Below are 23,672 nucleotides of genomic sequence, written 5' to 3'. Positions count from 1 at the left end.
GAGCGCCGCCCACGGCGCGCTCAGCCGAGGGGGTTCTGCTCGAGTTTGCGGACGACGCCGCCCTCGACCAGGCGGTGAGCTGCGGTGTGCGGCTTCCGGGCCGCCTGGTCGACGACTCCGGAGCCGAACTCCGTGGCGAGGTCGAGGCGGGGATGGGCCTCGAGAACCTCGCGGAGGAAGGGCTCGGGGAGTGCGTCGGAGCGCGCACCGGAGATGTCGAGACCGGTCGCGATCTCGAGCAGGTACCCCTCGACGTCGACGGCGGGATCGACCGAGGGCCAGTTGTGCCGCACGATCACCTCGAGCGCACGGGTGCCCCGCCGCTCGTCCCAGCCGGCGCCCCGGGTGAGCGCGACGGCGACATGGCCGCCGGCCTCCTCGTAGGAGCGGAACACGTTGTCGAACTCCGGGGCCAGGCCGATGTCATGCAGCACGGCCGAGACATAGAGCAGCTCGTGGTCGATGTCCTGCCGCCCTTCGATGACGGCGAACGCCTCGGCCCACAGCCACGAGCGCACCACGTGATTCAGGATCGCGGGGGAGTGGTACTGCGTCGCGAGCGACAGGGCTGCGACCGCCGCGGGCGTGCGCGGCGCCTCGAACGAGTCCAGGTGCAGGGGCGGATGCGTCTCGTGCGCGCTCATGCCGGTCAGCGTATCGCTTCGGGACTGCACCGCCCGCACCGCCCGCACATCTATCTAGAGCGGCGGATCGAGGGCGTCGAGCGCCGCATCCATCTCCTCGGCCATGTGGCGATATCCGATGTCGGAGGGATGCAGGCCGTCTCCCGCCATCCAGCTGTCCTCGGCGCCGGCGTAGTGCCCGTCGAGCCACCGGCTCGCACCGGGGATCCAGTCCGCGTCGATCTCTGCCGCGGCATCCTCGGCCCATCCGATGATCGTCTGCACCGATTCCGGGCGTTCGTCGGTGTACCAGAACGGCTCGACGACGATGATCCTCGCCTCGGGCAGGGCGTCGCGCAGCCGGCTGAGGTCGTCGGTGATGGTCGTGCGGATGAGGTCGGCGCGTCGGTCGTAGCTGAAGTTGTCGTTGAGCCCCATCGTCACGAAGACGATGTCGGGATCCTGTGCGATGACGAGCTCAGGAAGGTCGTTCTCGGCGAAGTCCGAGCGGTGGTTGACAAACCCGAGTCCGTTGACGCTGGGGTTGAACTCCTGCCATCCGCGCTGCTCGCTGATGATCGTCGACCATCGGAGAGCCGGATCGCTCGCCCCCGTGCCCAGCGTGTACGAGTCCCCGTAGAACGCGACGACCGGCCCGTCTCCCGGCGTCGGGGACGCATCCGGCACAGGTCCCGCGCTGCAGGCGGTGAGCCCGAGGGCGAGGGCGGCGAGTGAGGCGAGCGATCGGAAGCGGCGCATGAAGGTTGTTCGTCACCGACCTCGGGCCGGATGGCGGCCGTTATGCCGCGGCCTGCCGCACAGTCGGTCGTGTGAGACGCGGGATGAGCGCGGGAGTGCTGTCGCGGTACTCGATGTAGTCGGCGCGGTCACCCCACTTCTTCTCGGCACGCGCCTCGAGCAGCGGGATGCCGCTCACGCGGGTGAGCAGCAGGATCACGAACAGCGGTGACAGCACGGCCACCCACTGCCATCCGGTGAGCACGGGGGCCGCGGTCACGAAGACGCCCACCCAGATCACGATCTCCCCGAAGTAGTTGGGGTGCCGCGAACGCGACCACAGACCGGTGCGGATGAATTCGTCCTTGTTCTTCGGGTCGGCGCGGAACGCGGACTTCTGCGCGTCGGCGACGATCTCGATCACCATGCCGAGCACCCAGACGACGATCCCCACGACGGTGAGCCATCCGATGGGTGCGCGGTTCGCGGCATCCGTGCTGATCGCGATCCAGGCGGCGGCGGCCGTGATCGACACCCAGGCGCCCTGGATGACCCACACCTGCAGGAACCGTACGGGCGAACCCTTGATCTCGTCGAAGCGGCCGTCGGATCCGGCCTTGTGCACGCGCGTGGCGAGGAAGGATCCGAGGCGGACGGCCCACAGGGCCACCATCACCGCGAGGATCCAGCTGCGCGCGTCGGGCAGGGGCGTCAGCAGCACGAGAGCCACCGAGATCGCGAGGAACGTGAGGCTGCCGGTGAGGTCGAAGAAGCGCTCGGTGCGCAGGATCACGGCCGGGATGAAGGCGAGGATCTGGATGCCGTACGCGGCCGCCACCGCGAGCGCGAAGAGCGGGATGCCGCCGAGCATCGCGCCGTTCTGGCTGCCGGCGAGCGCGACGAGCGCCCCGATGACGAGGGCGACGACGATCGCGACGAGCGAGGCGCGCGACGACTTGGTTTCGGTGGGCGTCGGTGAGGACATGGTGTTCTTCCTGTTTCTCAGAGGTAGAGGTCTTCGACGGTGACGGAGGCGCGATCGAGCACGACGCTCCGCCGGAGTTTCATGGTGGGGGTGACGATCCCGCGGTCCTCGAGGTCGGCGAGGATCACGCTGAACCGGCGCACCTGCTCGCTGCGGGCCACGAGGGCATTGGCGGCGTCGACGGAGGCCTGCAGTCGCATGCGCAGGGTGGGATCGGTGACCGCGCGGAGGTCGGGCTCGGCCAGGGGCGGGATGTCGGCGCCGTTGGTGCGGGCCCACTCCTGCGTCTGCTCCGGATCGAGCACCAGCAGCGCGGAGAGGTAGGGCTTGCCCTCGCCCACCATCACCGCGTGGGAGATGAGCGGATCCGCCTCGACGGCGCTCTCCCAGCGGGTCGGCACGATCGTCTTGCCGTTGGAGGTGACGATCACGTCTTTGAGCCGTCCGTCGAGGATCAGCCTGCCCTGGTCGTCGAGCCGGCCCAGGTCGCCGGTGCGGAAGAACCCGTCGACGAATGCTCCCTTGTCGTGGGCGGGATTGCGGTATCCGCCGAAGACGCCGAGGCCCCGGGCGAGCACCTCGCCCTCATCGCTGATGCGCACCGTGAGGCCGGGGAGCGGTGAGCCCACGCTGCCCGAGGCGATGCGTCCCGGCAGGTTGCCGGTGAGCGGTGCCGTGGTCTCGGTGAGGCCGTACCCCTCGATGACGGGGACGCCGATGCCGCGGAAGAACAGCGACAGCTCGGGGTCGAGGGCGGCGCCGCCCGAGAGCATGTAGCCGACGCGTCCGCCCATCACCGCGCGCAGGCGCCGATAGAACAGCGCGTCGAAGAACCGGTGGCGCAGTCGCAGCGAGAGGTCGTTCGCGGGGTGCGCGGCGGCGTCGATCCGTTCGGCGCGGCGGCCCCACGCGATCGCCGTCTCCCTGGCCTTCGTCCAGACGCCCGCGAGGCCCTTGTCGGCGGCCTTGGCGGCGGCGGCCGCCTGAATCTTCTCCAGGACTCGGGGGACGACGACGAGGAAGGTCGGCCGCAGGGTGTCGAGGGTCGCGACGACGGTCGACGGATCGGCGAGGTGCGCGATGCGCATGCCGCTGGCCAGGCAGATCAGCTGCAGGCCCCGGGCCAGCACATGAGCGAGCGGGAGGAAGATCACGGTGTTGCCGGCGTCGTTGACGATCTCGCGGTAGGCGGCGGCGATGTTCAGCACCTGCCCGAGGAAGTTCCGATGCGTCAGCACGACGCCCTTCGGCTCGCCCGTGGTGCCGGAGGTGTAGACGATCGTCGCCGGGTCGTCCTGGGTAGCCGATGCTCGGCGGGCCTCGAGGTCGGCATCCGAGACGTCGGCTCCGAGCGCGACGAGGTCGGCGAGGGGTGCGGATGCGGCGGCATCCATCGTCCACACGCCGAGGGGGTCGCCACCGGCCTCCGTGAGCGCCGACTGCAGCAGCGCCGTGTGCGACGCCGTGCCGCCGATCGCCAGACGCACCCCTGCGTCGGCGACGATGGCGTTCACCTGCGACGGCGAGGACGTCTCGTAGATCGGCACGACGACGGCACCGGCGAACCAGGAGGCGAGATCGGCGACGGCCCACTCGTAGCGCGTCGGCGCCATGATCGCGATCGGGTCGCCCGCCTGCACGCCCCGGGCGATGAATCCCTTCGCCAGCGCGCGCACCTCATCGGAGAACGCGCGCGTGGTGACCGGCCGCCAGGGGGCGGTGCTGCCGGCATCCGCCCTCTCGACCTCGAAGGCCACGTGCTCCGGCGCGGTCTGCGCGCGGGCGACCAGGAGGTCGGTGATGTTCCGGTAGGCGTCGAGGACTGCCAGCGGCGGGGTCGATGATTCGATCATCGGTGTGTTCCTCTCGGTCGAACGGGCGGTTCGGGGCGTGACGGCGGTCCTCGGTCGAACGGACGAAAGGAGCATGCGGGCGCGCGCATGTACTGCCATCCTCTCCTGTTCGGAGCCCCCGCCGATTCGGATGGGACCGCGTGCCGCGAGCAACCTCGGTTGACAGAACGCCGTCTAGCAACGTAGGTTGACAGTATGGAGTCATCCCAGATCGCCGCGACTGCGGCGGACCTCAGCGATCCGCGAGCCGGCCTGCGCGCCGTCGCGACGCTGCGCGTGCTGGCCGACACCCTCGAGCTGCGTCAGGTCGAGGCCGCGCTGCGCGCCGGAATGACCTGGCAGGAGGTCGCCGACGCCCTCGGTGTGACCCGTCAGGCCGCCCACAAGAAACATGCCAGGCGGGTGGACCCCGCCATCCAGATCCCCCGGAGGAACGCATGAGCAGGTTCGCTCGAGCAGCTCACACCAGCCACTCGCTCTCGGTCGCCGCCATGGAGGAGGCCTCCCGCGCGGGTCTGCGCACGGCCGACATCGATCATCTGCTGCTCGCCCTCATCATCAACGACCAGTCGGCGGGGCGGATGCTGCGCGGCGCGGGCCTCGACATCGATGCGGCCCGCCGCGCCGTCGAGGACCAGCACGCGCACCACCTGGCCGGGTTGGGCATCGAGACGTCGTTCCCCGCCGCGGGGCAGATCGTGTTCCCTCAGACCGAGGGGTACGAGTGGAGCACCCGCGCCTCCGACCTGCTCATCCGCGCCAGCGGCCGGCGCAAGGCCGGAGACGCGGCGGCTGTGCTGCGCGAGCTGCTGACCGAGCCCAGCGGGCTGATCGACGGCATCCTGGCCCGCCTCGGCACCTCTGCGCAGGCTCTGCTCGAGCAGCTCGACGAACTCGGCGCCGACGACACGACCACGCCGCTCACGGCGGTGAAGCGGCACGGGCGTGCGGCGGGATCGATCGAGACGTTCGTCTCCGCCCCGGTGGAGGACGTGGGGGCCTTCCTCGCCGATCCCGCCCTCATCCCCGAGTGGCATCCGGGCGTGGGGTCCCTCGAGCTCGGCCGGCAGGAGGTCGCCGCCGGCGAGGTCTGGGAGGGGCTCGCGCCCACGGAGCGTCTGAACGGAGAGCCGGTGCAGCGCAAGCCCGAACTCCGTCGTCGCCGCATCACCCTGGTGTCGCTTGATCGACCCGAGCGAGTGGCGTGGAGCTTCGCCTATCCCGATGCGCCGAAGAACAGCCCTGTCCTGATGGAGTTCACGCTGGCCGGCACGACGGGCGGAACGCAGGTCCACACGACGATGTCCTGGGCGCGGCGCGGCGGATGGCGCGGAATCGTGGCTCTGCCCATGCGTCCGCTGCAGAAGTTCATGCTGTGGATCATGCTGGCCCAGACGAGCGCCGCGATCAGCCGTTCGTTCCGCTGACCCCCACGTCGACCAGGATCGCCCGCGCGGCGCGCTCGCCGGAGGCCAGGGCCCCCTGGATCGACGCGGTGTCCCGATGGTCGCCCGCGACGTACAGGCGCTCGGAATGGCGCGGCGATCGCGGCGGCCCGAGGGGCGCGTGCTGTGCCGGGAGGGCGTCGACGATGTCGTCGCGCCGGATCACCTCCCAGGCACTGACGTCGGTGCCCCAGATCTGCTCGAGGTGGCGTCGGACGTCGTTCTCCGTCGCGGTGGCGGTGGCGGTGGCGGTCGCGGCGCGGGAGCCGGTGCCCGAGTCGGTTCCCGGCAGCAGACAGGTCGCGGCGATCAGGTGGCGTCCGGCGGGAGCATACGACGGCACGGTGTGCGTCATCACGACCGTGTTCACCACCGGTCCCCGCCGTCGTCCGTCGACGGTGAGCAGTGCCGACCGAGTCGGCGGTTCGGCTGCGGCGAACCACCAGGTCTGCAGCCCGTTCGTCGCCGGTGAGGGGAGCCCCGTGAGGCCGCCCACGGCGTCGGGCCCGACCGCGACGACCACCCGAGCCGCGCGGACGGGGTCGCCATCGACGACTCCGACCTGGATGCCGGTGCCGTTGGCGCGGCCTTCGGCCGACAGGCGTTCGGCGGCCGTGCCCAGCCGAATGGTGGCGCCGCCGGCGCGTGCGCGTGCCGCGAGCTGTTCGGGGACGGCGGCGATCCCCTGTGCCGGCAGCCCGGGGCGGCCGAGCGCGAAGTACCGCACGAGCAGCCGGGCGAACGCGTTCGACGTGTCGCCGCGACCCTCCGCCAGCACGCCGGCGAGGAACGGTTCGAGCACGGCGGTGCGCAGCGGGCCGTGGAGCCCCGCCGCATCCCATCCTTCCCTCAGCGGGATGTCATCCTGCGCGAGGCGGGAGAGCGGACGCACGAGTGCCGGCGCTGCCCAGCGCGCCAGCGCGACGGCATCCGGCAGGGTCACCAGTCCGCTGCGCAGCGAGGTGACGATCGACAGCGGATGCCGCAGCGGATGCCGCAGCGCGGCCATGCCCTGCGCCGTGCGCACCTGCACCCCCACCGGAAAGCTCCCCATCGCCAGGACGTCGAGATCGACGCTGCGGCGGAGCGCCGGGTAGGCGGGGTTGAGCACCTGGAAGCCGCGATCCAGCCGGAACCCGTCGACGATGTCGGTGCGCTGGCGTCCCCCGACCGCGTCGCCGGCCTCGAGCACGACGACATCGAGTCCGTGGGCTGTGAGCAGCTGTGCGCAGCGGAGTCCCGCGAGCCCGGCGCCGATCACGATCACGTCATGCACGGGGTACGGCTCCGGGGGTCTGCATCAGGCGCGTCGGCTGCATGGCACCAGCGTATGACGGGAGGGGAGAGGCGGACGCGTCCGTCGGGGCGATGGACTCCAGGTGCGGCATCGTCACCCGGTGAGGGAGGTCCGCATGTCGTTCCACGCCGACGCCAGGCAGTCCTCGAGCGGCACGTCGGCGGGCCCCTCCAGCCATCTGCCCACCGCGAGATCGAAGCAGGTGACGGCGACGGCTGCCAGCGTCCGAGCGCGCTCAGGGTCGATGCCGCGTCGGTGCAGCGACTCTTCGATGGCGCGGGCGAGGTAGTGACTGCGGAGAAGATCACGCTCGAGCAGTGCAGGCTCGCTGTGGACGATGCTGCGCCGACGCGCCATCTGCTCCCGCCAGTCCTGCACACCCTGGCACGCGGCTGCAAGGCCGGCGCGCACGGTGTCCGTCCCGTCGCTCTCCGACGGGACGGATGCCATGAAGGCGCTCACCGCCTGGGGGAACTCGCGATCTCGGAGGAACAGCACGTCCCGCTTGTCGGCGAAGTGCCGAAAGAACGTCCGTGTGGTCAGGCCTGCTGCCTCGGCGATCTGCGGAACCGTGGTTCCTCCATACCCCTGGTCGGTGAACAGGGCCATCGCTGCAGCTTCCAGCCGCAGTGCGGCATCCGGGGACCATCGAGGCATAGAGCCATGATGACACGAACTGTCGTAAGATCGATTATGACGGCATGAGATGTCATCAGGATCGGGGAGTGGACGAGTGAGCGACAACACTGCGGCGTGGATCGATTCTCCGTACGCGGATCTGACGATCCGAGAGGCCCCCATGCCGAAGCCCGGGCCGGGGCAGCTGCTGGTGGAGGTGCGCGCGGTGGCGGCGAATCCGCTCGATGCGATCATCCAGTCCAACGGCACCGTCATGTACGGGTGGCTGCGGTACCCGGTCATCCTCGGCGAGGACGTCGCGGGCGTCGTCGTCGAGATCGGTGCCGACGTGGACGCCTTCGCCGTCGGGGATCGCGTCGTGGCGTACGCGATGGGTCTGGAGAAGGGGCGGGACGCGGTCTCCGAGAGCGGCTTCCAGGCCTACGTCGCCGTCGACGCCGGCTTGGCCGCCGCCCTGCCGGCGGCTACCGCCTTCGAAGATGCCGCGGTCCTACCTCTGGCGGTGTCCACAGCGGCGGCCGGTCTGTTCGAGAGCGACCAGCTGGCGCTGGACTACTCCCGTGTCGGGAAGGAGGCGGCCCGCGACGAGGTCGTCGTGGTGTGGGGTGGCGCGACGGCCGTCGGTGGCAACGCGATCCAACTCGCCCGCGCAGCCGGGTACCGGGTCATCACGACGGCGTCTGCGAAGAATCACGACCGGATGAGGCAGTTGGGGGCAGAGGCCGTCTTCGACTACCGCGACCCGCAGGCCGTCGATCAGATCGTCCGCGAGGTCGGCGGTTCCGCGGTGGCGGGGATCCTCGCCGTCGCGGTGGGGTCCGCCGAGCCCTGTCTGCGGATCGCGCGCGGGACCGGTGCCACGAAGATCGCGATGGCGAGTCCTCCCGTCTCGTTCTACGAGCAACCGCGCCGCCGCGGCCTCTCCTTCGCCCGCATCCGCCTCTTCCTGGAACTCGGAACGCGAACCGCGTTCCTGCAGGTGCGCAGCCGCGCTCACGGCATCAGGGCCTCGTTCATCTGGGGGAGCGCCATCGCCACCTCTCCCGTGGGGCCGGCTATCTGGGGCGCCTACCTCCCCGCAGCGCTCGCATCCGGCGAGCACCGTCTCTACCCGGAAGCCCGCATCGCGGGACACGGCCTTCCGGACATCCAGAAGGCCATGGACACCCTTCGCCGCGGCGTGTCCGCGCAGAAGCTCGTCATCACCCTCGATCGGGCACCGAGGGGATCCTGACCGATCCACGGAGCCCGCGCAGAATCACACCGCAGGACCGTCGGCGCGAAGACACGCGAAGGGTGTGAGCGGAGATCAGCGGCCCGCGCCCGAGGCCTTCTGCTGTCCGCCGTCGCGCGGAAGCAGCTCGAACGGGAGGCCCTTCGACACCGCCCTCGCGTACCGGACGAGGGAGGCCGGTGGCAGATCGACCAGAGGTCCGCAGATGTGGAAGGCCGCGATGATCGCGCCGATGTCGTCGCCTCGGCGGGTGCTGCGGAACCGTCGATCCGCCTCGCGCACGTTCGCCGCGGCGACCCGCACGATCTCCTGCCACTCCCGCTCGTCGAAGGACTCCGGGGGCACCGACCCGGCTCTCGGGGCGCGAAAGTCCGAGCGGGCGGCCCGCTGCCCGCGGTGTGCCGCCGAGGCGTCGACGTTCATGACCACCTCCCCCTTCGTGACCTGTGCGCGGAGTCCCGGCTCCGTTGTTGCGATGATCACGCATCGGCGCGCCGGAGGGTGTGCTCTGCAACATCTCGGTCCGTACCCGCGCAACACACGGGCCACGGCTCTCAGCGCTCGGCGAGGGCCCGGCGCATCCGGCGCACCGTGCCGAATCCCGCCTGCTCGGCGGCGGCTCGCTCCGTCACACCGCGATCGAGAAGAGCCGAGGCGTTCGCGATGCGGGTTCGACGCAGAAAGCCGGAGGGGTTGTCGCCGTTCGCTTGGAACGCGCGGAAGAGGTGCGAACGGGAGACGCCCAGTTCGCGGGCGACCGTCTCCACCGTCGTCGCAGGATCGGCCGCCTGCGCGATCATGAAGGCCACGGCGTCGAGGTGGATCTGGTCTCCCGGTCGGCTCTCGTGCTTCTCGAAACGGAGATCGCTGGCTGCGGCGATCGCCGCGACGAGCTCGGTGATCGCCCTCTCGACGTGTGTGAATGCGGCGTCCGAGGGAGGGACGGGGCGAGAGAAGATGGCGTTCGTCAGACTCAGGAACAGGGCGAGGTAGTCGGGTGAGGCCTGTCCCGTCCTGACGATCACGCCATCGGCGAGGGTGTATCCGCCGAGCACGACGAGGGTGCACACGACTGCTGTCGCGCTGTCTATGAAGGTGAGGCTCTCGGGGCGGACGAGGACGACACCCCCTTCGGGGACGATGCTGACCGTCGTGCTCGTTCCGACCGTCAGCTCGCCCTCGGTGACGACGAGGAGCATCAGGCGCTCCTCCGCCACCTGTCGGGGGGCCGGCGTGAAGGTGAACCTGGCTGGAGGGTGCCAGAAGCGGGAGACGATGAAGTCCCGGCTCTTGAGAAGATCTCCCGCGAAGCTGAAGTCATCGGTGGGCGGTGTGAGTTCCCACCCCGTCAACGCGAGGAGGTCGCGAGCGGCTCCGGCTCGGAGGTTGAACCTTCGGTTCTCGTAGACGGCGGGGAAGATCTGCATCCGGGTCGCCTTCCTGTGCGTCGGTTGGCACGAGCTTAGCCAGGTGGCTGATCCTGGGGATCGATAGGATCACCGGATGACCGCACTCGCCAGAGCCACAGACGCGCAGGTCGATTCCCTCTGCGACGCGTTCACGTCGGTGTCGTGGCCGCTCGGCCGCGACGACTTCAAGACGCTCGCAGAGCGCCTCGGGTGGCAGTTCGCGTTGGAGACGTCGAGCGGCATCCAGCACCGTTCGGGGTATCCCGTGAATCTGCCGACCGTTCGCTCGCTCGTGGTGGATGAGGCGGTGTCCCAGGTCACGGTCGCGGTCTCCGATAAGAGCGACGACGCCGAGGGGCTGCAGAGTGCTGCGCACGGGCTGCAGGCGGCGCTGGGCGAGCGCCTCGGTGAGCCCTCCGGCTCCGACGGTGCGGGCCACTACTGGGAACTGGGCAACGGCGGCAGGATCCGGCTCGCGAGGGTGCCCAGGAAGATGCTGCTCGTCGTCGAGGATCAGCGGTTCGCCGAGGTGGAGCGAAGAGAGGAACGCCTCGGCATCGACCCCGACCGCACGCCGGCGTAGGGGATGACAGCGCCTGGTTCCGGGTCGGAACAGCGCTGAGCGCCATACGTGGAGGGGCTGACGGGAATCGAACCCGCGCTATCTGCTTGGGAAGCAGAAGTTCTGCCATTGAACTACAGCCCCGCACCCGCATCCGAGGAGCAGGTGACGCCAGCCTACCCGTACGTTCCGTCACGACCAAAGTGCCGGCCGGGTGTGGCAACTAGGCTGGGGCCGTGCTTCTCAGCGACCGCGACATCAGAGCAGAACTCGCATCCGGCCACATCGGTCTGGATCCGCACGAGCCGGAGATGATCCAGCCGTCGAGCATCGACGTGCGGCTGGACCGCTACTTCCGCCTCTTCGACAACCACAAGTATCCGTTCATCGATCCCTCGGTCGATCAGCCGGAGCTCACCCGGTTGATCGAGGTCGACCCCGACGAGCCGTTCATCCTGCACCCCGGCGAGTTCGCGCTCGGCGCGACCTTCGAGCAGGTCTCGCTGGCGGATGACATCGCGGCACGCCTCGAGGGCAAGTCGTCGCTGGGACGGCTGGGCCTCATCACCCACTCGACCGCAGGATTCATCGACCCGGGGTTCACCGGCCACGTGACCCTCGAGCTCGCGAACGTCGCCACGCTGCCGATCAAGCTGTGGCCCGGCATGAAGATCGGCCAGCTCTGCTTCTTCCGGTTGACCTCCCCGGCCGAGAACCCCTACGGCTCGGGGCCCTACGGCAACCGTTACCAGGGACAGCGCGGACCCACGGCATCCCGCTCGTTCCAGAACTTCCACAAGACCGATGTCGGCACGACCGACGTCGGAGCCGTAGGAGGCTGACATGAGCGGCGACGACAGCGACCGGCAGATTCCGACCGACCCGCGGGACGTCGTCGTCCCGCCGCCGCCCGCGGAAGGTGCGGTTCCGGATGCGGAGATCCCGCCGCCGCCCGCGGAGGGTGCGGTTCCGAACGCCGTGATCCCGCCGCCCCCTCCGGAGTCGTCCGTCCCGGATGTCGTGATCCCACCGCCCCCTCCGGAGGCGATGCTTCCGGCGACCCGCAGGTCACGGCCGAAGCCGGCGATCCTCACCGGCGAGCAGCCGGCTCCGGTCGCGGACGACTGGGCGCAGCCGTCGGTGGCGCCGGAAGTTCCCACGTCCGGCGGATACCGCGCGCTGACCTTCGTGATCTTCGCCTTCCTGATCGTCATCCTGGTCGCGGCGATCGTCGGCGCGATCTACCTCGGCACGACGACGCTCGGAATGTCGGCCGGTGTCGTGACCGCCCCGTCTGCCGCCGCGCCCTGGCTCGGGTGACGTGGGCGACCTCACCTACGACCCCGAGGTCGACGCGGCCTACGCCACGATCGGGCGCCCGATCCGGCCCGGCGAGGCGGCGAGGCAGGTGTCTGTGGCATTGCCCGAGGGTATCTCCGGCGAACTCCTCCTCGACTTCGATCGCGACGGTCATCTGCTCGGGGTCGAGATCCTCGGCGCGTCAGGCCTGCTCCGGCCGGAGGATGTCCGCGGTCAGTGAGGGAACGGGGTCGCGACCGGGTCTCGTCTGAGACTGCGCCGTTGCCCCGCGCACACGCGGAAAAGCCCCGCCTGACCGGGGTCAGACGGCGCGTTCCGGTGATCGGATGCGGTCAGGCGTCGCGACCGCGGGAGAACCCGGCGTCGAAGCCGCGCTCGTAGGCGTGCTGCGCCGCGCGCGCGGTGCGGTGGTCACTTCGGTCGTGGCCATGGCCAGGACCGAAGCCGTGGCCGCGGTGGTCGCCGTGCTCGTGGCCACCGCGCCCGAAGCCGTGTCCAGGGCCGAAACCGTGTCCAGGGCCGAAGCCGTGCCCGCGTCCGAAGCGGCGGGGTCCGAAGCCGTGGCGACGGCCGCGTCCTCGGGGGAGCGGCGTCTCCTCGTCCCAGCCGAACGCGCGAGCGATCTGCTCGAGTGTGGCGAGGGTGGTGTCGAGGTCGTCGGGCGAGACGGCGTCGGTGACCTTGGCGCGGATGCCGTCGACGATGCCCTGGAGGCGTTCCTTGGCTGCGCGACCGTCGGCGGTGAGCGTCCAGCCGTCGCCGTCGGCGACGACCCATCCGCGCTCCACGAGACCGTGCAGCTTGTGGGCGTTCAGCGGGCGGCGCGCAGGCGCCGTGCCGTCGATCACGTTGAGGATCCGCCAGTCGCGGCGGCTCGCCTGCTCGCTCTCGAAGGCCGAGGCGAACTCGGCGGCCATCAGGCGGTCGACCGCCGTGATCCAGAAGCCGAATGGGCGGGAGGTGCTGTCTGTGTTCTGAGTGTCAGAGGTGTTCATGAGGTGAGTCCTTGTATGTCATGGAGCATGTGCTTGTCACGATGCATGTATATGTAGTGTGACATGCAGTTCAGATGCATGTCAAGTCGCATGTAAAATCGACGGGTGAGCGCCGAAGAGAACGACCCCGCCGAGGCCATCGCCCGCGCCCTGTCCCGCCTGCGCGGACGTCGTCCGGGCGAACGCGGTCGAGGCCCCCGCGGGATGGGCGCGACGCGCGGGTGGCACGGTGGCCCGCATTCCGACCACTTCGAGCATGGCGTGCACGACGACGACCACGGGCACGGGCACGGGCACTCGGGGCGTCCCGGCATGCCGCCGTGGATGAACGATCCGTCGGGGCGCTTCGGGGGGCCGGCTCGGATGCGGATGCTCGAGGCGCTCGCGGCGGCATCCGCCCCCCTGAGTGTGAGCGACCTCGGTGCGGCGATCGGTGTCGATCAGCCGCGCGCATCGCGGCTCGTGCAGCAGGGGGTCGCGCACGGGTTCGTGCGGCGCGAGGCGGATCCGGACGACGCGCGGCGCACCCGTATCGCGCTCACGGACGAGGGCCGCTCGGCCGCCCGTGGAATGAGAGGGGAGCGACGCGAGGCTCTCAGCAAGGCGCTCGCCGCATTCACCGCGGACGAGCGGGAGCAGCTCGCGGCGCTGCTGAACAAGCTTGCCGACAACTGGGAGAGCTGAGCGCTCGATCGGGGTTCGGGGCGATCGGAGTCGGGGGCGATCGCGTCTCGGTGACGACCTGTGTCGAGGGTGACGTGCGGCGTTCGAGATCGGCATTCCGGAACGCTCCTGCGGTGTTCCGGAATATGCTTCTGATCTGGATGAAAAGTGCTCGATCGGCCGTTCGAATGTCGGTGGCCCCGGGTTGTATGGGGACATGCCATCCCGCACTCGCAGCATTGTCGATCAGGTCGTCGCCGACCTCGATCGGGTGCTGTCCGATGACGCGCTCGCGGGATTGTCCGACGCCGAACGGGTCGAGGTGCTGCGGGCGGCAGGAGCAGCGTTCCGGCGGGTCGAGGCCGTCGTGGTCGAGACGATCGCCAGTGGCGATGCTGTCGACTTCCCTCATTCCACCGGGTGCCGGACGCAGAACGAACTGCTCCAGCGCACCCTCCTGACAGACATGCGCGGCGCGAGGCGCGTCGGGGCGGCCGTCGACCTGGTGCGACGGGACGTGAACCTGGTGTCCGGCGATCGGCTGCCGGCGCGGTGGCCGGCGCTGCGAGAGGCGATGCTCGACGGAGCCCTCAGCGTCGCGGGGATGCTCGCTGCGACCGAGCCGCTCGAGAAGATCGCTCACCGCATCGGCGTCGATGATCGGCTCGACGCCGACATCTGCCTTGCGCGTGCGGCGCGCGGCATCAGACCCGACCCCGAGGCCGGTCCAGGCGACGAGATCCAGGGCCCGGCGCCCACGATCGACGAGCTGACGCTCCTCGCCGAGACGCTGGCCGTGCTGCTCGACCCCGATGGAGACGAACCCGGCGACGAGCCTGCGCGCCGACGCGGCATCACCCTCGGCCGGGTGCGCGACGGGCTGCGTTCCATCAAGGGATATCTGACGCCCGACGTCGCCGCGCAGTTCGAGCTGATCCTCGACGCGATGAACAACCCCAAGGGCGATGGCCCGCCCTCGCGGGGCGTGGTGTTCACTGTCGATTCTGACGACGGTGATGCTGCAGACGTCGACCTCGAAGGCGGCGATTCTGCGGGCGGCGATGCTGCAGACGGCGATGCTGCAGACGGCGATGCTGCAGACGGCGATGCTGCAGACGGCGATGTCGATGATGACCCCTACAACTCCGATCCACGCGGCGTCATCGACGACCGCACGGCTGCGCAGAAGCGACATGACGCGCTCGCCGCGGCATTGGCGATCGCTGCCCGCCACCGGGACATGCCCACGCTCGGTGGTGCCGCCCCTGTACTGGTCGTGACGGTCGATGCGAAGGACCTCGCCGAGGGCACCGGGCGTGCGAGCGTCAGCGGCGCCTGGGGACAGTTGCCGGTGAGCGTCGCTGCCCATGTCGGGTGCGCGGGGACGATCCAGCGGGTGATGTTCGAGGAGGGGCGGATCATCGCGATCACGACCACCGATCGGGTCTTCACCGTGCATCAACGCCGGGCGATCATCGCCCGTGACAGGGAGTGTCTGATCCCGGGATGTCACGTGTCCGCGTCATGGTGTGAGATCCATCACGTCACCGAGCATGCGAAGGGTGGTCCGACGCATACGGATAACGGTGTGCCGTTGTGCTGGTGGCATCACCGGTCCCTGGGGAAGTCCGGGTGGGAGATCCGCATGAACGACGGCATCCCGCAGGTGCGGGGGCCGGCGTGGTGGGACCCCGACCGACGATGGCGAACCCCGAGACTCAGCAGTGCAGAGCGGGTACGAAAGGTGAGGGATGCGCAGAAGGCTCCGGTCTTCGCGCGGGCCGGATGATGCGGCTACGGCTACGGCTACGGCTACGGCTACGGCTACGGCTACGGCTACGGCTGCGTGCCCGAGGTCGCGTCCGTTGCGCCGGCTGCATCCGTGCCGACTGTGGCGGTGCCGACTGCATCCGTGCCGGCTGTGTCGGTGCCGACTGCATCCGTGCCGGCCGCGTCGGTGCCGAAGGCGAGCGAATCCTCGTCGTCCACGGAGAGCGAGAGCACCACGGTCTCGACCACCGGGTGCGCCTCGATCTGCTGTTCGATCTCGCGCAGGCGGCGGGCCACGTCGTGTTCGCGGGCGTCGCCGGCGAGATCCACCTCGGCGACGATGAACAGCCGATTCGGTCCGACGTACTCGATGTGCAGGTAGGTGAGGCGCTGGATCTGCGGCGACCCGAGCAGCGCCCGGCCGACCCGCTTGCGCAGCGCGGGCGATGCGTTCGAACCGATGAGAAACGAGATGTTGCGCCCGATCAGGATCACGGCCACGATCCCCAGCAGGACGCCGACGAGGATCGAACCCACGGCATCCCAGGCGGCGGCTCCCGTGATCTGATGCATCGCGATCGCCGCCGCGGCGAGCACGAGACCGATCAGCGCGGCCGCATCCTCGAAGAACACCGCACGCAGCGTCGTGTCGCTGGTGTCGAGCACATAGTCCCAGGTCGACGACCCCCGCTCCTGAGCGAGACGCCGCGACTTCACCATCGCCTGCGTGAACGAGGCCCCCTCGAGCACGAAGGCGATGCCGAGCACCGTGTACGCGACGACGGGGCTCTCGACGGGTCCCGTATCGGACAGCTCCTGCACACCGTGCATGATCGAGACGATCGACCCGGCCGTGAAGATCCCGAACGCGGCGATCAGCGACCAGACGAACGCGGCGCGACCATAGCCGAGCGGATGCCGCTCATCCTTCTCTCGCGCGCCGCGGCGGTCGGCGATGAGCAGGAAGACCTCGTTGCCGGCATCCGCCCACGAGTGCGCGGCCTCGGCCACCATCGATGCCGACGATGTGAGTACGGCGGCGACCGTCTTTGCGATCGCGACGAGGATGTTGGCGAAGAAGGCGATGATGACCGTCACGCGGTCAGGCTACTCCCGCTCCGGTCAGGCCTGCTGTGTCGCCCTGACCGGCAGCAGCAGCAGGAAGCCCGCGATGAGCACCAGCACGATGCCGAGGATGCCGAAGGAGGTCGAGCCGGTCAGCACGATGAGCAGAGTCCAGGCGCCGGACGCCATCCAGCTCGCGGCTCTGCCCGTCGTGGCATACAGGCCGAAGATCTCGCCCTCGCGTCCGGCCGGGGTGATGCGGGCCAGGAACGACCGCGACGCCGCCTGCGCGGGTCCGACGAACGCGCACAGCAGCAGGCCGCCGGTCCAGAACACGATCGCTCCCGCATCCACCAGGAAGAACACCGCGAGACCCGCGACGACCATGGCTGCGAGGGAGATGAGGATGATGCGCTTCGGACCGAACCGGTCGTCGTAGCGCCCGGCGATGATGGTCGAGATGCCCGCGATGAGGTTCGCCGCGATGCCGAAGATCACGAGCTCGAGGAACTCGAAATCGAACACCTGCCCGGCGATGATCGCACCGAATGCGAAGACACCGCCGAGGCCGTCGCGGAACACCGCGCTCGACAGAAGAAACCAGAACGTCTGCCGGGTGTCGGGGTTTCGGTAGAGGCCGACGACGTCCCTGACGAGCAGACCGTACGACGCGAAGAAGCCGACCTTGCGCTCGGGGCGGCCGAGCGACGGCTCCGGCACGTTGAGGAAGATCGGGATCGAGAACACGATCGCCCAGATGGCGCATCCGAGCGCGATGATCCGGAAGGGCAACCCGCCGTCTTCAGACAGGCCGAACCAGTCGGCCATGTAGAACACGATCACCAGCACCAGGGCGATGATGCCGCCGATGTATCCGAACCCCCAGCCGAGACCCGAGATGCGACCGACGGTCTTCGGGTTCGCGATGCCGATGAGCATGGCGTTCGAGTTGACCGCCGCGATCTCGCCGAACACCGACCCCGCCGAGATCAGAGCCACGCCGAGCCAGAACAGCGACGGCGTGGGTTCGACGAACCACAGTCCGAGCATGCAGGCGATGAGCGCACCCGTTCCGATGCCGAGCCAGAGCTTCTGCTTGCCGGCGGCATCCGCTCGCTGACCGAGCACCGGTGCGATCAGGAGGATCGCGATGCCGGCGATCGTCGAGCCGAGCCCCAGTCCCGACGCCAGGTCGGCTTCTGCCGCGGTGCGGATCGGGTCAGCGGAGCCGAGCCCGGCGATCTCGGGCGGCAGGAACGCCTCGGTCGTGAGGTACAGCGCGGTGAAGATGAAAGTGAGGATCACCGTGTTGAAGGGTTGCGTCGCCCAGTCCCACAGCGCCCACGAGAAGACCTGCTTCCGCGGCGCCGGGTCATCACCGCGAAGGTCGAGGCCGATCGCGCCGACCGCACCGCTGTTCGACGTCGCTGCGGGCTCCACTGCCGCGCCGCCATGGGGGGATTCGCTCATGCTCGCAGTCTGGCCGCGCGGGGTGAACGGATGGTGACGGCGCGCCGCGCCGGTGCGCGCCGTCACCATCCGGGACTCACACGTACGACACCGCGAGCATCTCGGCGAAGAGCTCCTCCGCATCGCGCTCGACGCGGCGGCGGGTGAACCAGTCGCAGATGTTGACGCAGTCGCGGTGCAGCAGATCCAGGCCCCGCGGATTGGCGATGATGTCGACGATCTGCGGCAGGTCGATCACCCGCACCCGGCCCCGGTGCACGAGCAGGTTGTATGCCGAGAGGTCGCCGTGAGCGAAGCCCGCCGCGGCGAAGATCCGCATAAGGTCGACGACCTGGTCGTACAACCCCGACAGCTCGTGCGGTGTGCTGCGCACGGCCGCGAGCCGGGGCGCGGCGACGCCGTCCGCGTCGCCGATGAACTCCATCAGCAGCTCCGTGCCGTTGACCTGCACGGGGTACGGCACGGGAGCTCCGAGCGCCCACATGCGGCACAGGGCGTCGAACTCGGCGAACGACCACTGCAGCGCCGCGACCGCACGACCGTGCTCGGACTTCTTGGCCAGCGCACGCGTGTCGCGCGTGTTCCGGGTCGAGCGGCCCTCGGTGTAGACGCCGGAGCGGTGGAAGCTGCTGTGGTCGGAATCGCGATAGCGCTTCGCGGCCAGGAGGGTGCGCCGGCCGGGATCATCCGGCACCGCGCGTTCGAGAAGGAAGACGTCGGCCTCCTTGCCGGTCTTGAGGATGCCGAGCTCGGTGTCGAGCGCACCGGCGCTGGTCACCACCCAGGACGGCCACGGCTGGGGGCCGCGCTCCGACGGGGTGATCGCCGGCCAGGTGGTCCAGCGCTGGTTCTCGCCGGGCTCGACGCCGGCGAAGGCGGGGACGGATTCGAAGGGAGAAGCGTCGAAGAGACGCGGGGTGGGTGCTTCGGACGAAGCGGAGAGATCAGACACGGTGGGCTCCGAGAAAGGGGAGACCACGCGCGGATCAGAAGCGGGCGGCCTCGAGAGGAAGGATGTCGGCGAGGGTCACGACAGAGACGATGTTCATGTCATCCACTCCTCTCGCTCGGGCCTTCCGGGATCACCCGGCGCGTGGTCGAGCCTAGAGCGCGCGGACGGATGCTGTCCAGACCCGAGCCGGACGAATGGTCGGATGCCGCAGACGTCGCGTCGGGCGCCGGCCCTCCGCGGCTGCGAACCTGGAACCATGACGACGACCGCGCCCGTTCCGACGACCACCGCCCCCGGCGAGCGGATCCGCTATGGCGGCCTCATCGTGCTGATGCTGATGGGCTTCCTGCTCGTGACCGCGGAGTTCCTGCCCAACGGCGTGCTCACCGAGATGGCCGACGCCCTCGGAGTGACACCCGGCCAGGCAGGGCAGACGGTCACGGTCACCGCGCTCGTCGGTCTGATCGTCGCCCCGACCGTCGGCCTCATGTTCCCGCGGCTCGACCGCCGCTCGCTGCTCGTCTGGATGGCGCTCGCCGCCGCGGTGTCGAACCTCATCGTGGCGATCGCGCCGAACCTGATCATCGTGCTGCTCGCCCGATTCCTCCTGGGCGCGGCGATCAGCGCCTTCTGGGCGATGTCGATCACGGTCGCCGCCCGGCTCGCGGGCCCCGCGCACCTCGGACGCGGGGTCATGTTCACCTCGGCCGGCGTCTCCCTGGCCACGGTCGCGGGGGTGCCGCTGGGCGTGATGCTCAGCGAGGTCGTCGACTGGCAGACGGTCTTCGCGATCGCCGGCGTCTTCATGGTGCTGCTGGCCGTGGCGCTGCGGTTCCTGCTGCCCTCGGTTCCCGCAGAGCAGGCGTCGAGCATCCGTCTGCTCGTCGACACCCTGCGTCGTCCCGGCATCGCACTGGGAATGGTGGGGCACGTGCTCGTCGTGCTCGGCCACTTCCTGGCCTACACCTATGTGCGGCTCGCGCTCGAACGCATCCCGGAGGTCGAGCCGTCGACCATCATCGTGCTGCTCGCCCTCTTCGGGGTCGGCGGCCTCGCCGGCAACCTCGGACTCGGGTTCGTCATCGACCGCACGTTCGCGTTCTTCGCGGTGCTCGCGCCGCTGGTGATCTCGGTATCGGCGCTCTCGATGATCTTCCTGTCGGGATCGGTGCTCGGCATCGGCATCGTCGTGCTCGTGTGGGGCTTCTTCTTCTCGTCGTGGCTGCTCGTCATCAACACCTGGGTCGGTCACCGCACGCCCGACCGTCTCGAGGCCGGCGGAAGTCTGGTCGTCGTCGGATTCCAGGGCGCGATCACGCTGGCCGCGGGCGTGGGCGGCCTGCTGGTCGACACTCTCGACGTCGAGTTCGTCTACGTCCTCGGGGCGATCTCGCTGCTGGTCGGCGCCGTGCTGTTCGGGCTGTCGAATCGCACGAGCACGGCAGCGGCGCTCGCCTGAACCGCGTTCGGGTTCGCACTGCTCCGACTGGACGCCTGCGTCCGTCTCCGATATCCGCCGGGCACGGATTCGGAGAGAGCCGTCGACACGCCGATCGGCACCCGACAACGTGCGGTGTGTCGGGCCCGGGCTCCGAAGCCGTGCTCGGGTCAGGAGGCGTGCTCCGGTGACGAGGGCGGACCGGGTGATGAAGGCCGCACGGGTGACGAAGGCGGCACGGGTGACGAAGGCGGACCGGGTGATGAAGGCGGACCGGGTGATGAAGGCGGACCCGGGTGATGAAGGCGGACCGGGTGATGAAGGCCGCACGGGTGATGAAGGCCGCACGGGTGATGAAGGCGGACCGGGCGACGGAGGTGGACCGGGTGACGAGGGCCGCACGAGCCGGGGGGAGGGGTGCTCAGGCGGGGACGGCGCTCAGCACCTGAGCCCGCCACGCGGACGGCGTCATGCCGGAGCGACGACGGAAGGCGCGGCTGAATCCCTCGTCCGAGGCATAGCCCAGCTCGCGCGAGGTCTCGCTGACGGAGCGGCCCTCGCTCAGCATCCGCTTGGCCGCATCGATGCGCACCTCGGTGACGTAGTCGGCGGGGGAGCGGCCGATCGCGGTGCGGAAGCGCTCGGCGAACACGGAGCGCGACATCGCGCCGACGCCGGCGAGCCGCTCGACCGTCCAGTCGCGGCCCGGCTGGGCGTGGATGGCGTCGACCACGCGGTCGAGGAACGGGTCCGTCGACACCGAGGGCCAGCCCTCGGGGGCGCAGTCGCCTGCCGCCCAGGCGCGGATGACGCTCAGCAGCACGGTCTTCGCCATGACCCGGCAGATCACCGGATCGCCCTGGCGCTCGGGCGACGACGGCGGATCGGTCGTGCCCATGCTCGACGCGAGCGCGGCCGCCGCCGGTTCGAGGGCGTCGAACGACATCACGGTGATCGGGTCGGGGAGAAGCGCGGCGAGCCGGGACGTGCTGTCGGAGAACTCGAGCTCCACCACGACCAGATCCGACGCCGTGTCCGCCCGCAGCGAGACGGGCGCCCGGCCGAGTGTGACGAAGGCGTCTCCCGTGAGGAGGCTCGCGCTGAGCGGCCGTTCGTCGATCGCCACGACCATCGCCCCGGCCCCGGCCCCGGCCCCGGCCCCGGCCCCGGTCGTCGCCCCGGCCCCGGCCGTGCGGTCGACGTCGAGGCGGCATCCGGCGGTGGAGGGCGGATGTCCGCTCACCGCTCCCGCGGCGATGTACACGAGGGTGGCTGCGCCCGACGGCAGGGGCAGGCGCTCGCCGACGGTCAGAGCGACACGTCTGGCCACGCCGACACGGAGCTCGACCGAGTCGAGCACCCGCCCCAGCGCTGTGGATTCGACCGTCACCATGCCTTCGGCAACGCCGGGGACCGTGATGCTATTCCGGATACCCTGGAGGGACCCCCACCCGAGGAGTCCCGTGTTCCGTACGCCCGACCGCCTGTACCGTGTCCTCGCGATCGCGGAGGCGATCACGTGGACCATCCTCATCTCGGCGATCATCGCCCGCGCCGCCGGTGCGCCGGGCATCGTGGTCACCATCGGCGGGGGCATCCACGGCTTCGTCTTCCTCGCCTACGGGGCGACCGCGATCCTCGTCGCGCTGAATCAGCGCTGGCATGTCGGGGTCGCCGTCCTCGCCGTGGCGAGTGCGATCGTCCCCTACGCGACCATCCCGATGGAGATCTGGCTGCAGCGCACCGGTCGCCTCGCCGGCACCTGGCGGCGGGAGCAGACCGACGACCCGCGCGACGCCCGCTGGTACGACCGTCTGATGCGGTGGTTCCTGATCCGGCCGTTCGTGCTGGTGCTGCTGCTCGTGGTCGCCATCGTCGCGCTGTACGTCGTGCTGCTTCTCGCAGGTCCTCCCGGCGGCAAGTGACCGGCGGCCGGTCGTCCCTCGCGGTCGGCCACGCGCTCAGTGCGCGGTCGTGATGCCGACGGCATCCTGAACCAGCACCGAGGCCACCCTGGCGCCGGCGCCCGCGGCGACGATGAGCTGCTGAGGGCCGGGTATCGCCGCATCGCCGGCCGCGTACAGTCCGGGGATGTCGGTGCGTCCCGAGCGATCGGTGACGAGGTGACCGTCGTGATCGACCGACGGCGCGAATCCGCGGAGGAACGACAGGTCGGTCTCCCACTGCGGACGCACGAAGCCGCCGTCGATCGCGACCTCGGAGCCGTCCTCCAGCCGGATCGCCTCGATGCGGCCGCGGTCGCCGACGAGTTCGGTGATCGGATGCCGCGCGACGGCGACCCCGGCCGCGGCGAGCTCTGCCTCCTGCGCCACCGTGACGGTGTCGGCGCCGAGGGTGAACACGGTCAGATGGTCGGTCCAGCGGGAGATGAGCCGTGCGCGGTCGGTGAGGTCATCGGTCGTGCCGATCAGCGCGAGACGACGCCCCCGCATCTCCCAGGCGTCGCAGGCCGCGCAGCTGAACAGGCTGATGCCGTAGAAGCCGCGCAGGTTCGGCGCCTCGGGGAGCGTCTCGCGCAGGCCGGTGGCCAACACCACCGACCGCGCCGTCACGACCTGCGCGGGCTGCGTGCGTCCGACGGATGCCGTGAATCGCGCCGCCCCGGCATCCGCGGTGCCGTCCGATCGTTCGAGCGAGAGGACCCGGACGCGGGTGCGCACCTCGATGTTCGGGTAGGCAGTCAGCTCCTCGCGCGCGATGCGTCGCAGTTCGTGCGGGGGCACGCCGTCGCGGGTGAGGAACCCGTGCGAGTTCAGGGTGGCGGCGTTGCGCGGGCGGTCCGCGTCGACGAGCAGCACCCGCATGAGCGATCGTCCGAGGTTGAGCGCGGCGGAGAGCCCGGCGGGGCCGCCGCCGATCACGAGCGCGTCGTAGGCATCGGTGTCGGTCATGCGCACTCCCGGAAGACGGGCGGTGCGCGCGGTGCGGTCCGACGCGGGTGCGCCGACCAGGGCGGCGCCGCCGGCGGACGCGCTCGCGGGTCGAGTCGTCCGTTGGCTTCCAGTCTGCCATCTTCCGGGTGAGGGTGCCCTAACAACGACGAGCCCGGCGTGCTCCTCGGCAAAGTTGAGCCAATTCATATCAACTTTGTTTGACACCTCGAGACCGCCGGACTACAGTTGAGTCATCGCGACTCAGGTTTTCTGATCGCCCAGAGTTTTCCGAACCACATCAACCTCGCAACAAAGGAGAA

The 23,672-nt window shown here is 69.9% G+C and carries 25 protein-coding genes and 1 tRNA gene; 11 read left to right on the top strand and 15 right to left on the bottom strand.

Features of this window, described 5'->3' with window-relative positions:
* Positions 1-20: 20 nt before the first annotated feature.
* The 4 genes from DXT68_RS15865 to DXT68_RS15850 are packed head-to-tail and all read right to left on the bottom strand — an operon-like array spanning position 21 to position 4,199.
* Positions 21-644: an HD domain-containing protein gene (locus DXT68_RS15865; protein ID WP_045253001.1), complete on the bottom strand. Its 624-nt coding sequence runs from the start codon at positions 642-644 to the stop codon at positions 21-23.
* A gap of 54 nt (positions 645-698) precedes the next feature.
* Positions 699-1,382: an SGNH/GDSL hydrolase family protein gene (locus tag DXT68_RS15860; RefSeq protein ID WP_045252977.1), complete on the bottom strand. Its 684-nt coding sequence runs from the start codon at positions 1,380-1,382 to the stop codon at positions 699-701.
* Between the two features lie 40 nt (positions 1,383-1,422).
* A complete protein-coding gene (locus DXT68_RS15855; RefSeq protein WP_045252978.1) occupies positions 1,423-2,346 on the bottom strand; it encodes a DUF1295 domain-containing protein in 924 nt (307 codons plus the stop codon).
* Positions 2,347-2,363: 17 nt separating this feature from the next.
* Positions 2,364-4,199 carry an AMP-dependent synthetase/ligase gene (locus DXT68_RS15850; protein WP_045252979.1) on the bottom strand — a complete coding sequence of 612 codons (1,836 nt, stop codon included), beginning with the start codon at positions 4,197-4,199 and terminating at the stop codon, positions 2,364-2,366.
* Between the two features lie 195 nt (positions 4,200-4,394).
* Between DXT68_RS15850 and DXT68_RS15845 the strand changes: the two genes are divergently transcribed.
* Together DXT68_RS15845 and DXT68_RS15840 are read left to right on the top strand one after the other, a co-directional pair.
* Entirely contained in the window at positions 4,395-4,640 is a 246-nt protein-coding gene (locus tag DXT68_RS15845) for a hypothetical protein (RefSeq protein WP_045252980.1), read from the top strand.
* Entirely contained in the window at positions 4,637-5,626 is a 990-nt protein-coding gene (locus DXT68_RS15840) for an SRPBCC family protein (RefSeq protein ID WP_045252981.1), read from the top strand. The genes DXT68_RS15845 and DXT68_RS15840 overlap by 4 nt, the downstream gene beginning before the upstream one ends.
* Here the strand turns inward: DXT68_RS15840 and DXT68_RS15835 are convergent.
* Entirely contained in the window at positions 5,607-6,920 is a 1,314-nt protein-coding gene (locus DXT68_RS15835; RefSeq protein WP_045252982.1) for an FAD-dependent oxidoreductase, read from the bottom strand. The two genes, DXT68_RS15840 and DXT68_RS15835, sit on opposite strands and share 20 nt — an antisense overlap.
* A 114-nt stretch (positions 6,921-7,034) precedes the next feature.
* The gene (locus tag DXT68_RS15830; protein WP_045252983.1) at positions 7,035-7,598 is read right to left on the bottom strand and encodes a TetR/AcrR family transcriptional regulator; all 564 of its coding nucleotides are present in this window, start codon (positions 7,596-7,598) and stop codon (positions 7,035-7,037) included.
* Positions 7,599-7,674: 76 nt separating this feature from the next.
* Between DXT68_RS15830 and DXT68_RS15825 the strand changes: the two genes are divergently transcribed.
* Positions 7,675-8,814 carry a zinc-binding alcohol dehydrogenase family protein gene (locus tag DXT68_RS15825; protein WP_115760521.1) on the top strand — a complete coding sequence of 380 codons (1,140 nt, stop codon included), beginning with the start codon at positions 7,675-7,677 and terminating at the stop codon, positions 8,812-8,814.
* Between the two features lie 75 nt (positions 8,815-8,889).
* Here the strand turns inward: DXT68_RS15825 and DXT68_RS15820 are convergent, their stop codons facing one another.
* Together DXT68_RS15820 and DXT68_RS15815 are read right to left on the bottom strand one after the other, a co-directional pair.
* Positions 8,890-9,237, bottom strand: coding sequence for a hypothetical protein (locus DXT68_RS15820; RefSeq protein ID WP_156149244.1), 348 nt, complete (start codon positions 9,235-9,237; stop codon positions 8,890-8,892).
* Positions 9,238-9,368: 131 nt separating this feature from the next.
* The gene (locus DXT68_RS15815; protein WP_045252985.1) at positions 9,369-10,241 is read right to left on the bottom strand and encodes a helix-turn-helix transcriptional regulator; all 873 of its coding nucleotides are present in this window, start codon (positions 10,239-10,241) and stop codon (positions 9,369-9,371) included.
* Positions 10,242-10,317: 76 nt separating this feature from the next.
* Here DXT68_RS15815 and DXT68_RS15810 point away from each other — a divergent pair, with 76 nt between their 5' ends.
* Positions 10,318-10,806, top strand: a complete 489-nt coding sequence (locus DXT68_RS15810; RefSeq protein ID WP_045252986.1) for a DUF6301 family protein — start codon at positions 10,318-10,320, stop codon at positions 10,804-10,806.
* A 49-nt stretch (positions 10,807-10,855) separates the two neighbouring features.
* Here DXT68_RS15810 and DXT68_RS15805 read toward each other — a convergent pair.
* Positions 10,856-10,929: transfer RNA gene (locus DXT68_RS15805), tRNA-Gly, on the bottom strand.
* A 92-nt stretch (positions 10,930-11,021) separates the two neighbouring features.
* On the opposite strand from DXT68_RS15805, the gene dcd reads away from it, so the two are divergent.
* Genes dcd through DXT68_RS15790 form a run of 3 tightly spaced genes read left to right on the top strand, consistent with a single transcriptional unit; the run spans position 11,022 to position 12,325 of the window.
* Entirely contained in the window at positions 11,022-11,627 is a 606-nt protein-coding gene (gene dcd, locus DXT68_RS15800) for a dCTP deaminase (protein ID WP_042536862.1), read from the top strand.
* A gap of 1 nt (position 11,628) precedes the next feature.
* Entirely contained in the window at positions 11,629-12,105 is a 477-nt protein-coding gene (locus tag DXT68_RS15795; protein ID WP_045252987.1) for a hypothetical protein, read from the top strand.
* A 1-nt stretch (position 12,106) separates the two neighbouring features.
* Positions 12,107-12,325 carry a DUF2283 domain-containing protein gene (locus DXT68_RS15790; protein WP_045252988.1) on the top strand — a complete coding sequence of 73 codons (219 nt, stop codon included), beginning with the start codon at positions 12,107-12,109 and terminating at the stop codon, positions 12,323-12,325.
* A gap of 112 nt (positions 12,326-12,437) precedes the next feature.
* On the opposite strand, the gene DXT68_RS15785 is transcribed toward DXT68_RS15790, so the two are convergent.
* Positions 12,438-13,100 (bottom strand): winged helix DNA-binding protein, encoded by a 663-nt coding sequence (locus tag DXT68_RS15785; RefSeq protein WP_045252989.1) that lies wholly within the window; start codon positions 13,098-13,100, stop codon positions 12,438-12,440.
* Between the two features lie 105 nt (positions 13,101-13,205).
* Between DXT68_RS15785 and DXT68_RS17295 the strand changes: the two genes are divergently transcribed.
* Both DXT68_RS17295 and DXT68_RS15775 read left to right on the top strand, forming a co-directional pair.
* The gene (locus DXT68_RS17295) at positions 13,206-13,784 is read left to right on the top strand and encodes a MarR family winged helix-turn-helix transcriptional regulator (protein WP_244268123.1); all 579 of its coding nucleotides are present in this window, start codon (positions 13,206-13,208) and stop codon (positions 13,782-13,784) included.
* Positions 13,785-13,980: 196 nt separating this feature from the next.
* Positions 13,981-15,552 carry an HNH endonuclease signature motif containing protein gene (locus DXT68_RS15775; RefSeq protein WP_045252990.1) on the top strand — a complete coding sequence of 524 codons (1,572 nt, stop codon included), beginning with the start codon at positions 13,981-13,983 and terminating at the stop codon, positions 15,550-15,552.
* 47 nt (positions 15,553-15,599) lie between these two features.
* Here DXT68_RS15775 and DXT68_RS15770 read toward each other — a convergent pair whose 3' ends face one another.
* The 3 genes from DXT68_RS15770 to DXT68_RS15760 form a co-directional block, all read right to left on the bottom strand.
* On the bottom strand, positions 15,600-16,631 hold the full coding sequence (locus DXT68_RS15770; protein ID WP_082068809.1) for a cation diffusion facilitator family transporter: 1,032 nt from the start codon (positions 16,629-16,631) through the stop codon (positions 15,600-15,602).
* 24 nt (positions 16,632-16,655) lie between these two features.
* Entirely contained in the window at positions 16,656-18,068 is a 1,413-nt protein-coding gene (locus tag DXT68_RS15765) for an MFS transporter (RefSeq protein ID WP_052677610.1), read from the bottom strand.
* A gap of 76 nt (positions 18,069-18,144) precedes the next feature.
* A complete protein-coding gene (locus DXT68_RS15760) occupies positions 18,145-19,020 on the bottom strand; it encodes a serine protein kinase RIO (RefSeq protein ID WP_045252991.1) in 876 nt (291 codons plus the stop codon).
* Between the two features lie 256 nt (positions 19,021-19,276).
* Between DXT68_RS15760 and DXT68_RS15755 the strand changes: the two genes are divergently transcribed.
* Positions 19,277-20,479: an MFS transporter gene (locus DXT68_RS15755; protein WP_045252992.1), complete on the top strand. Its 1,203-nt coding sequence runs from the start codon at positions 19,277-19,279 to the stop codon at positions 20,477-20,479.
* Between the two features lie 400 nt (positions 20,480-20,879).
* On the opposite strand, the gene DXT68_RS15750 is transcribed toward DXT68_RS15755, so the two are convergent.
* The gene (locus DXT68_RS15750; RefSeq protein ID WP_115760519.1) at positions 20,880-21,851 is read right to left on the bottom strand and encodes a helix-turn-helix transcriptional regulator; all 972 of its coding nucleotides are present in this window, start codon (positions 21,849-21,851) and stop codon (positions 20,880-20,882) included.
* A 70-nt stretch (positions 21,852-21,921) separates the two neighbouring features.
* Here DXT68_RS15750 and DXT68_RS15745 point away from each other — a divergent pair, with 70 nt between their 5' ends.
* Positions 21,922-22,383 carry a DUF3817 domain-containing protein gene (locus DXT68_RS15745; protein ID WP_045252884.1) on the top strand — a complete coding sequence of 154 codons (462 nt, stop codon included), beginning with the start codon at positions 21,922-21,924 and terminating at the stop codon, positions 22,381-22,383.
* A 36-nt stretch (positions 22,384-22,419) separates the two neighbouring features.
* On the opposite strand, the gene DXT68_RS15740 is transcribed toward DXT68_RS15745, so the two are convergent.
* On the bottom strand, positions 22,420-23,370 hold the full coding sequence (locus DXT68_RS15740; RefSeq protein WP_045252885.1) for an NAD(P)/FAD-dependent oxidoreductase: 951 nt from the start codon (positions 23,368-23,370) through the stop codon (positions 22,420-22,422).
* Positions 23,371-23,672 lie beyond the last annotated feature (302 nt).

The sequence above is a fragment of the Microbacterium foliorum genome, from assembly GCF_003367705.1.
Classification (GTDB): Bacteria; Actinomycetota; Actinomycetes; order Actinomycetales; family Microbacteriaceae; genus Microbacterium; species Microbacterium foliorum.
This window is presented reverse-complemented; position numbering and strand designations above follow the sequence as displayed.

Excerpts from the sequence above, each read along its gene's own strand:
- DXT68_RS15865 (WP_045253001.1), bottom strand. The coding sequence starts at position 644 with ATGAGCGCGCACGAGACGCATCCGCCCCTGCACCTGGACTCGTTCGAG.
- DXT68_RS15860 (WP_045252977.1), bottom strand. The coding sequence starts at position 1,382 with ATGCGCCGCTTCCGATCGCTCGCCTCACTCGCCGCCCTCGCCCTCGGG.
- DXT68_RS15855 (WP_045252978.1), bottom strand. The coding sequence starts at position 2,346 with ATGTCCTCACCGACGCCCACCGAAACCAAGTCGTCGCGCGCCTCGCTC.
- DXT68_RS15850 (WP_045252979.1), bottom strand. The coding sequence starts at position 4,199 with ATGATCGAATCATCGACCCCGCCGCTGGCAGTCCTCGACGCCTACCGG.
- DXT68_RS15845 (WP_045252980.1), top strand. The coding sequence starts at position 4,395 with ATGGAGTCATCCCAGATCGCCGCGACTGCGGCGGACCTCAGCGATCCG.
- DXT68_RS15840 (WP_045252981.1), top strand. The coding sequence starts at position 4,637 with ATGAGCAGGTTCGCTCGAGCAGCTCACACCAGCCACTCGCTCTCGGTC.
- DXT68_RS15830 (WP_045252983.1), bottom strand. The coding sequence starts at position 7,598 with ATGCCTCGATGGTCCCCGGATGCCGCACTGCGGCTGGAAGCTGCAGCG.
- DXT68_RS15820 (WP_156149244.1), bottom strand. The coding sequence starts at position 9,237 with ATGAACGTCGACGCCTCGGCGGCACACCGCGGGCAGCGGGCCGCCCGC.
- DXT68_RS15815 (WP_045252985.1), bottom strand. The coding sequence starts at position 10,241 with ATGCAGATCTTCCCCGCCGTCTACGAGAACCGAAGGTTCAACCTCCGA.
- DXT68_RS15810 (WP_045252986.1), top strand. The coding sequence starts at position 10,318 with ATGACCGCACTCGCCAGAGCCACAGACGCGCAGGTCGATTCCCTCTGC.
- DXT68_RS15795 (WP_045252987.1), top strand. The coding sequence starts at position 11,629 with ATGAGCGGCGACGACAGCGACCGGCAGATTCCGACCGACCCGCGGGAC.
- DXT68_RS15785 (WP_045252989.1), bottom strand. The coding sequence starts at position 13,100 with ATGAACACCTCTGACACTCAGAACACAGACAGCACCTCCCGCCCATTC.
- DXT68_RS15775 (WP_045252990.1), top strand. The coding sequence starts at position 13,981 with ATGCCATCCCGCACTCGCAGCATTGTCGATCAGGTCGTCGCCGACCTC.
- DXT68_RS15765 (WP_052677610.1), bottom strand. The coding sequence starts at position 18,068 with ATGAGCGAATCCCCCCATGGCGGCGCGGCAGTGGAGCCCGCAGCGACG.
- DXT68_RS15755 (WP_045252992.1), top strand. The coding sequence starts at position 19,277 with ATGACGACGACCGCGCCCGTTCCGACGACCACCGCCCCCGGCGAGCGG.
- DXT68_RS15750 (WP_115760519.1), bottom strand. The coding sequence starts at position 21,851 with ATGGTGACGGTCGAATCCACAGCGCTGGGGCGGGTGCTCGACTCGGTC.
- DXT68_RS15740 (WP_045252885.1), bottom strand. The coding sequence starts at position 23,370 with ATGACCGACACCGATGCCTACGACGCGCTCGTGATCGGCGGCGGCCCC.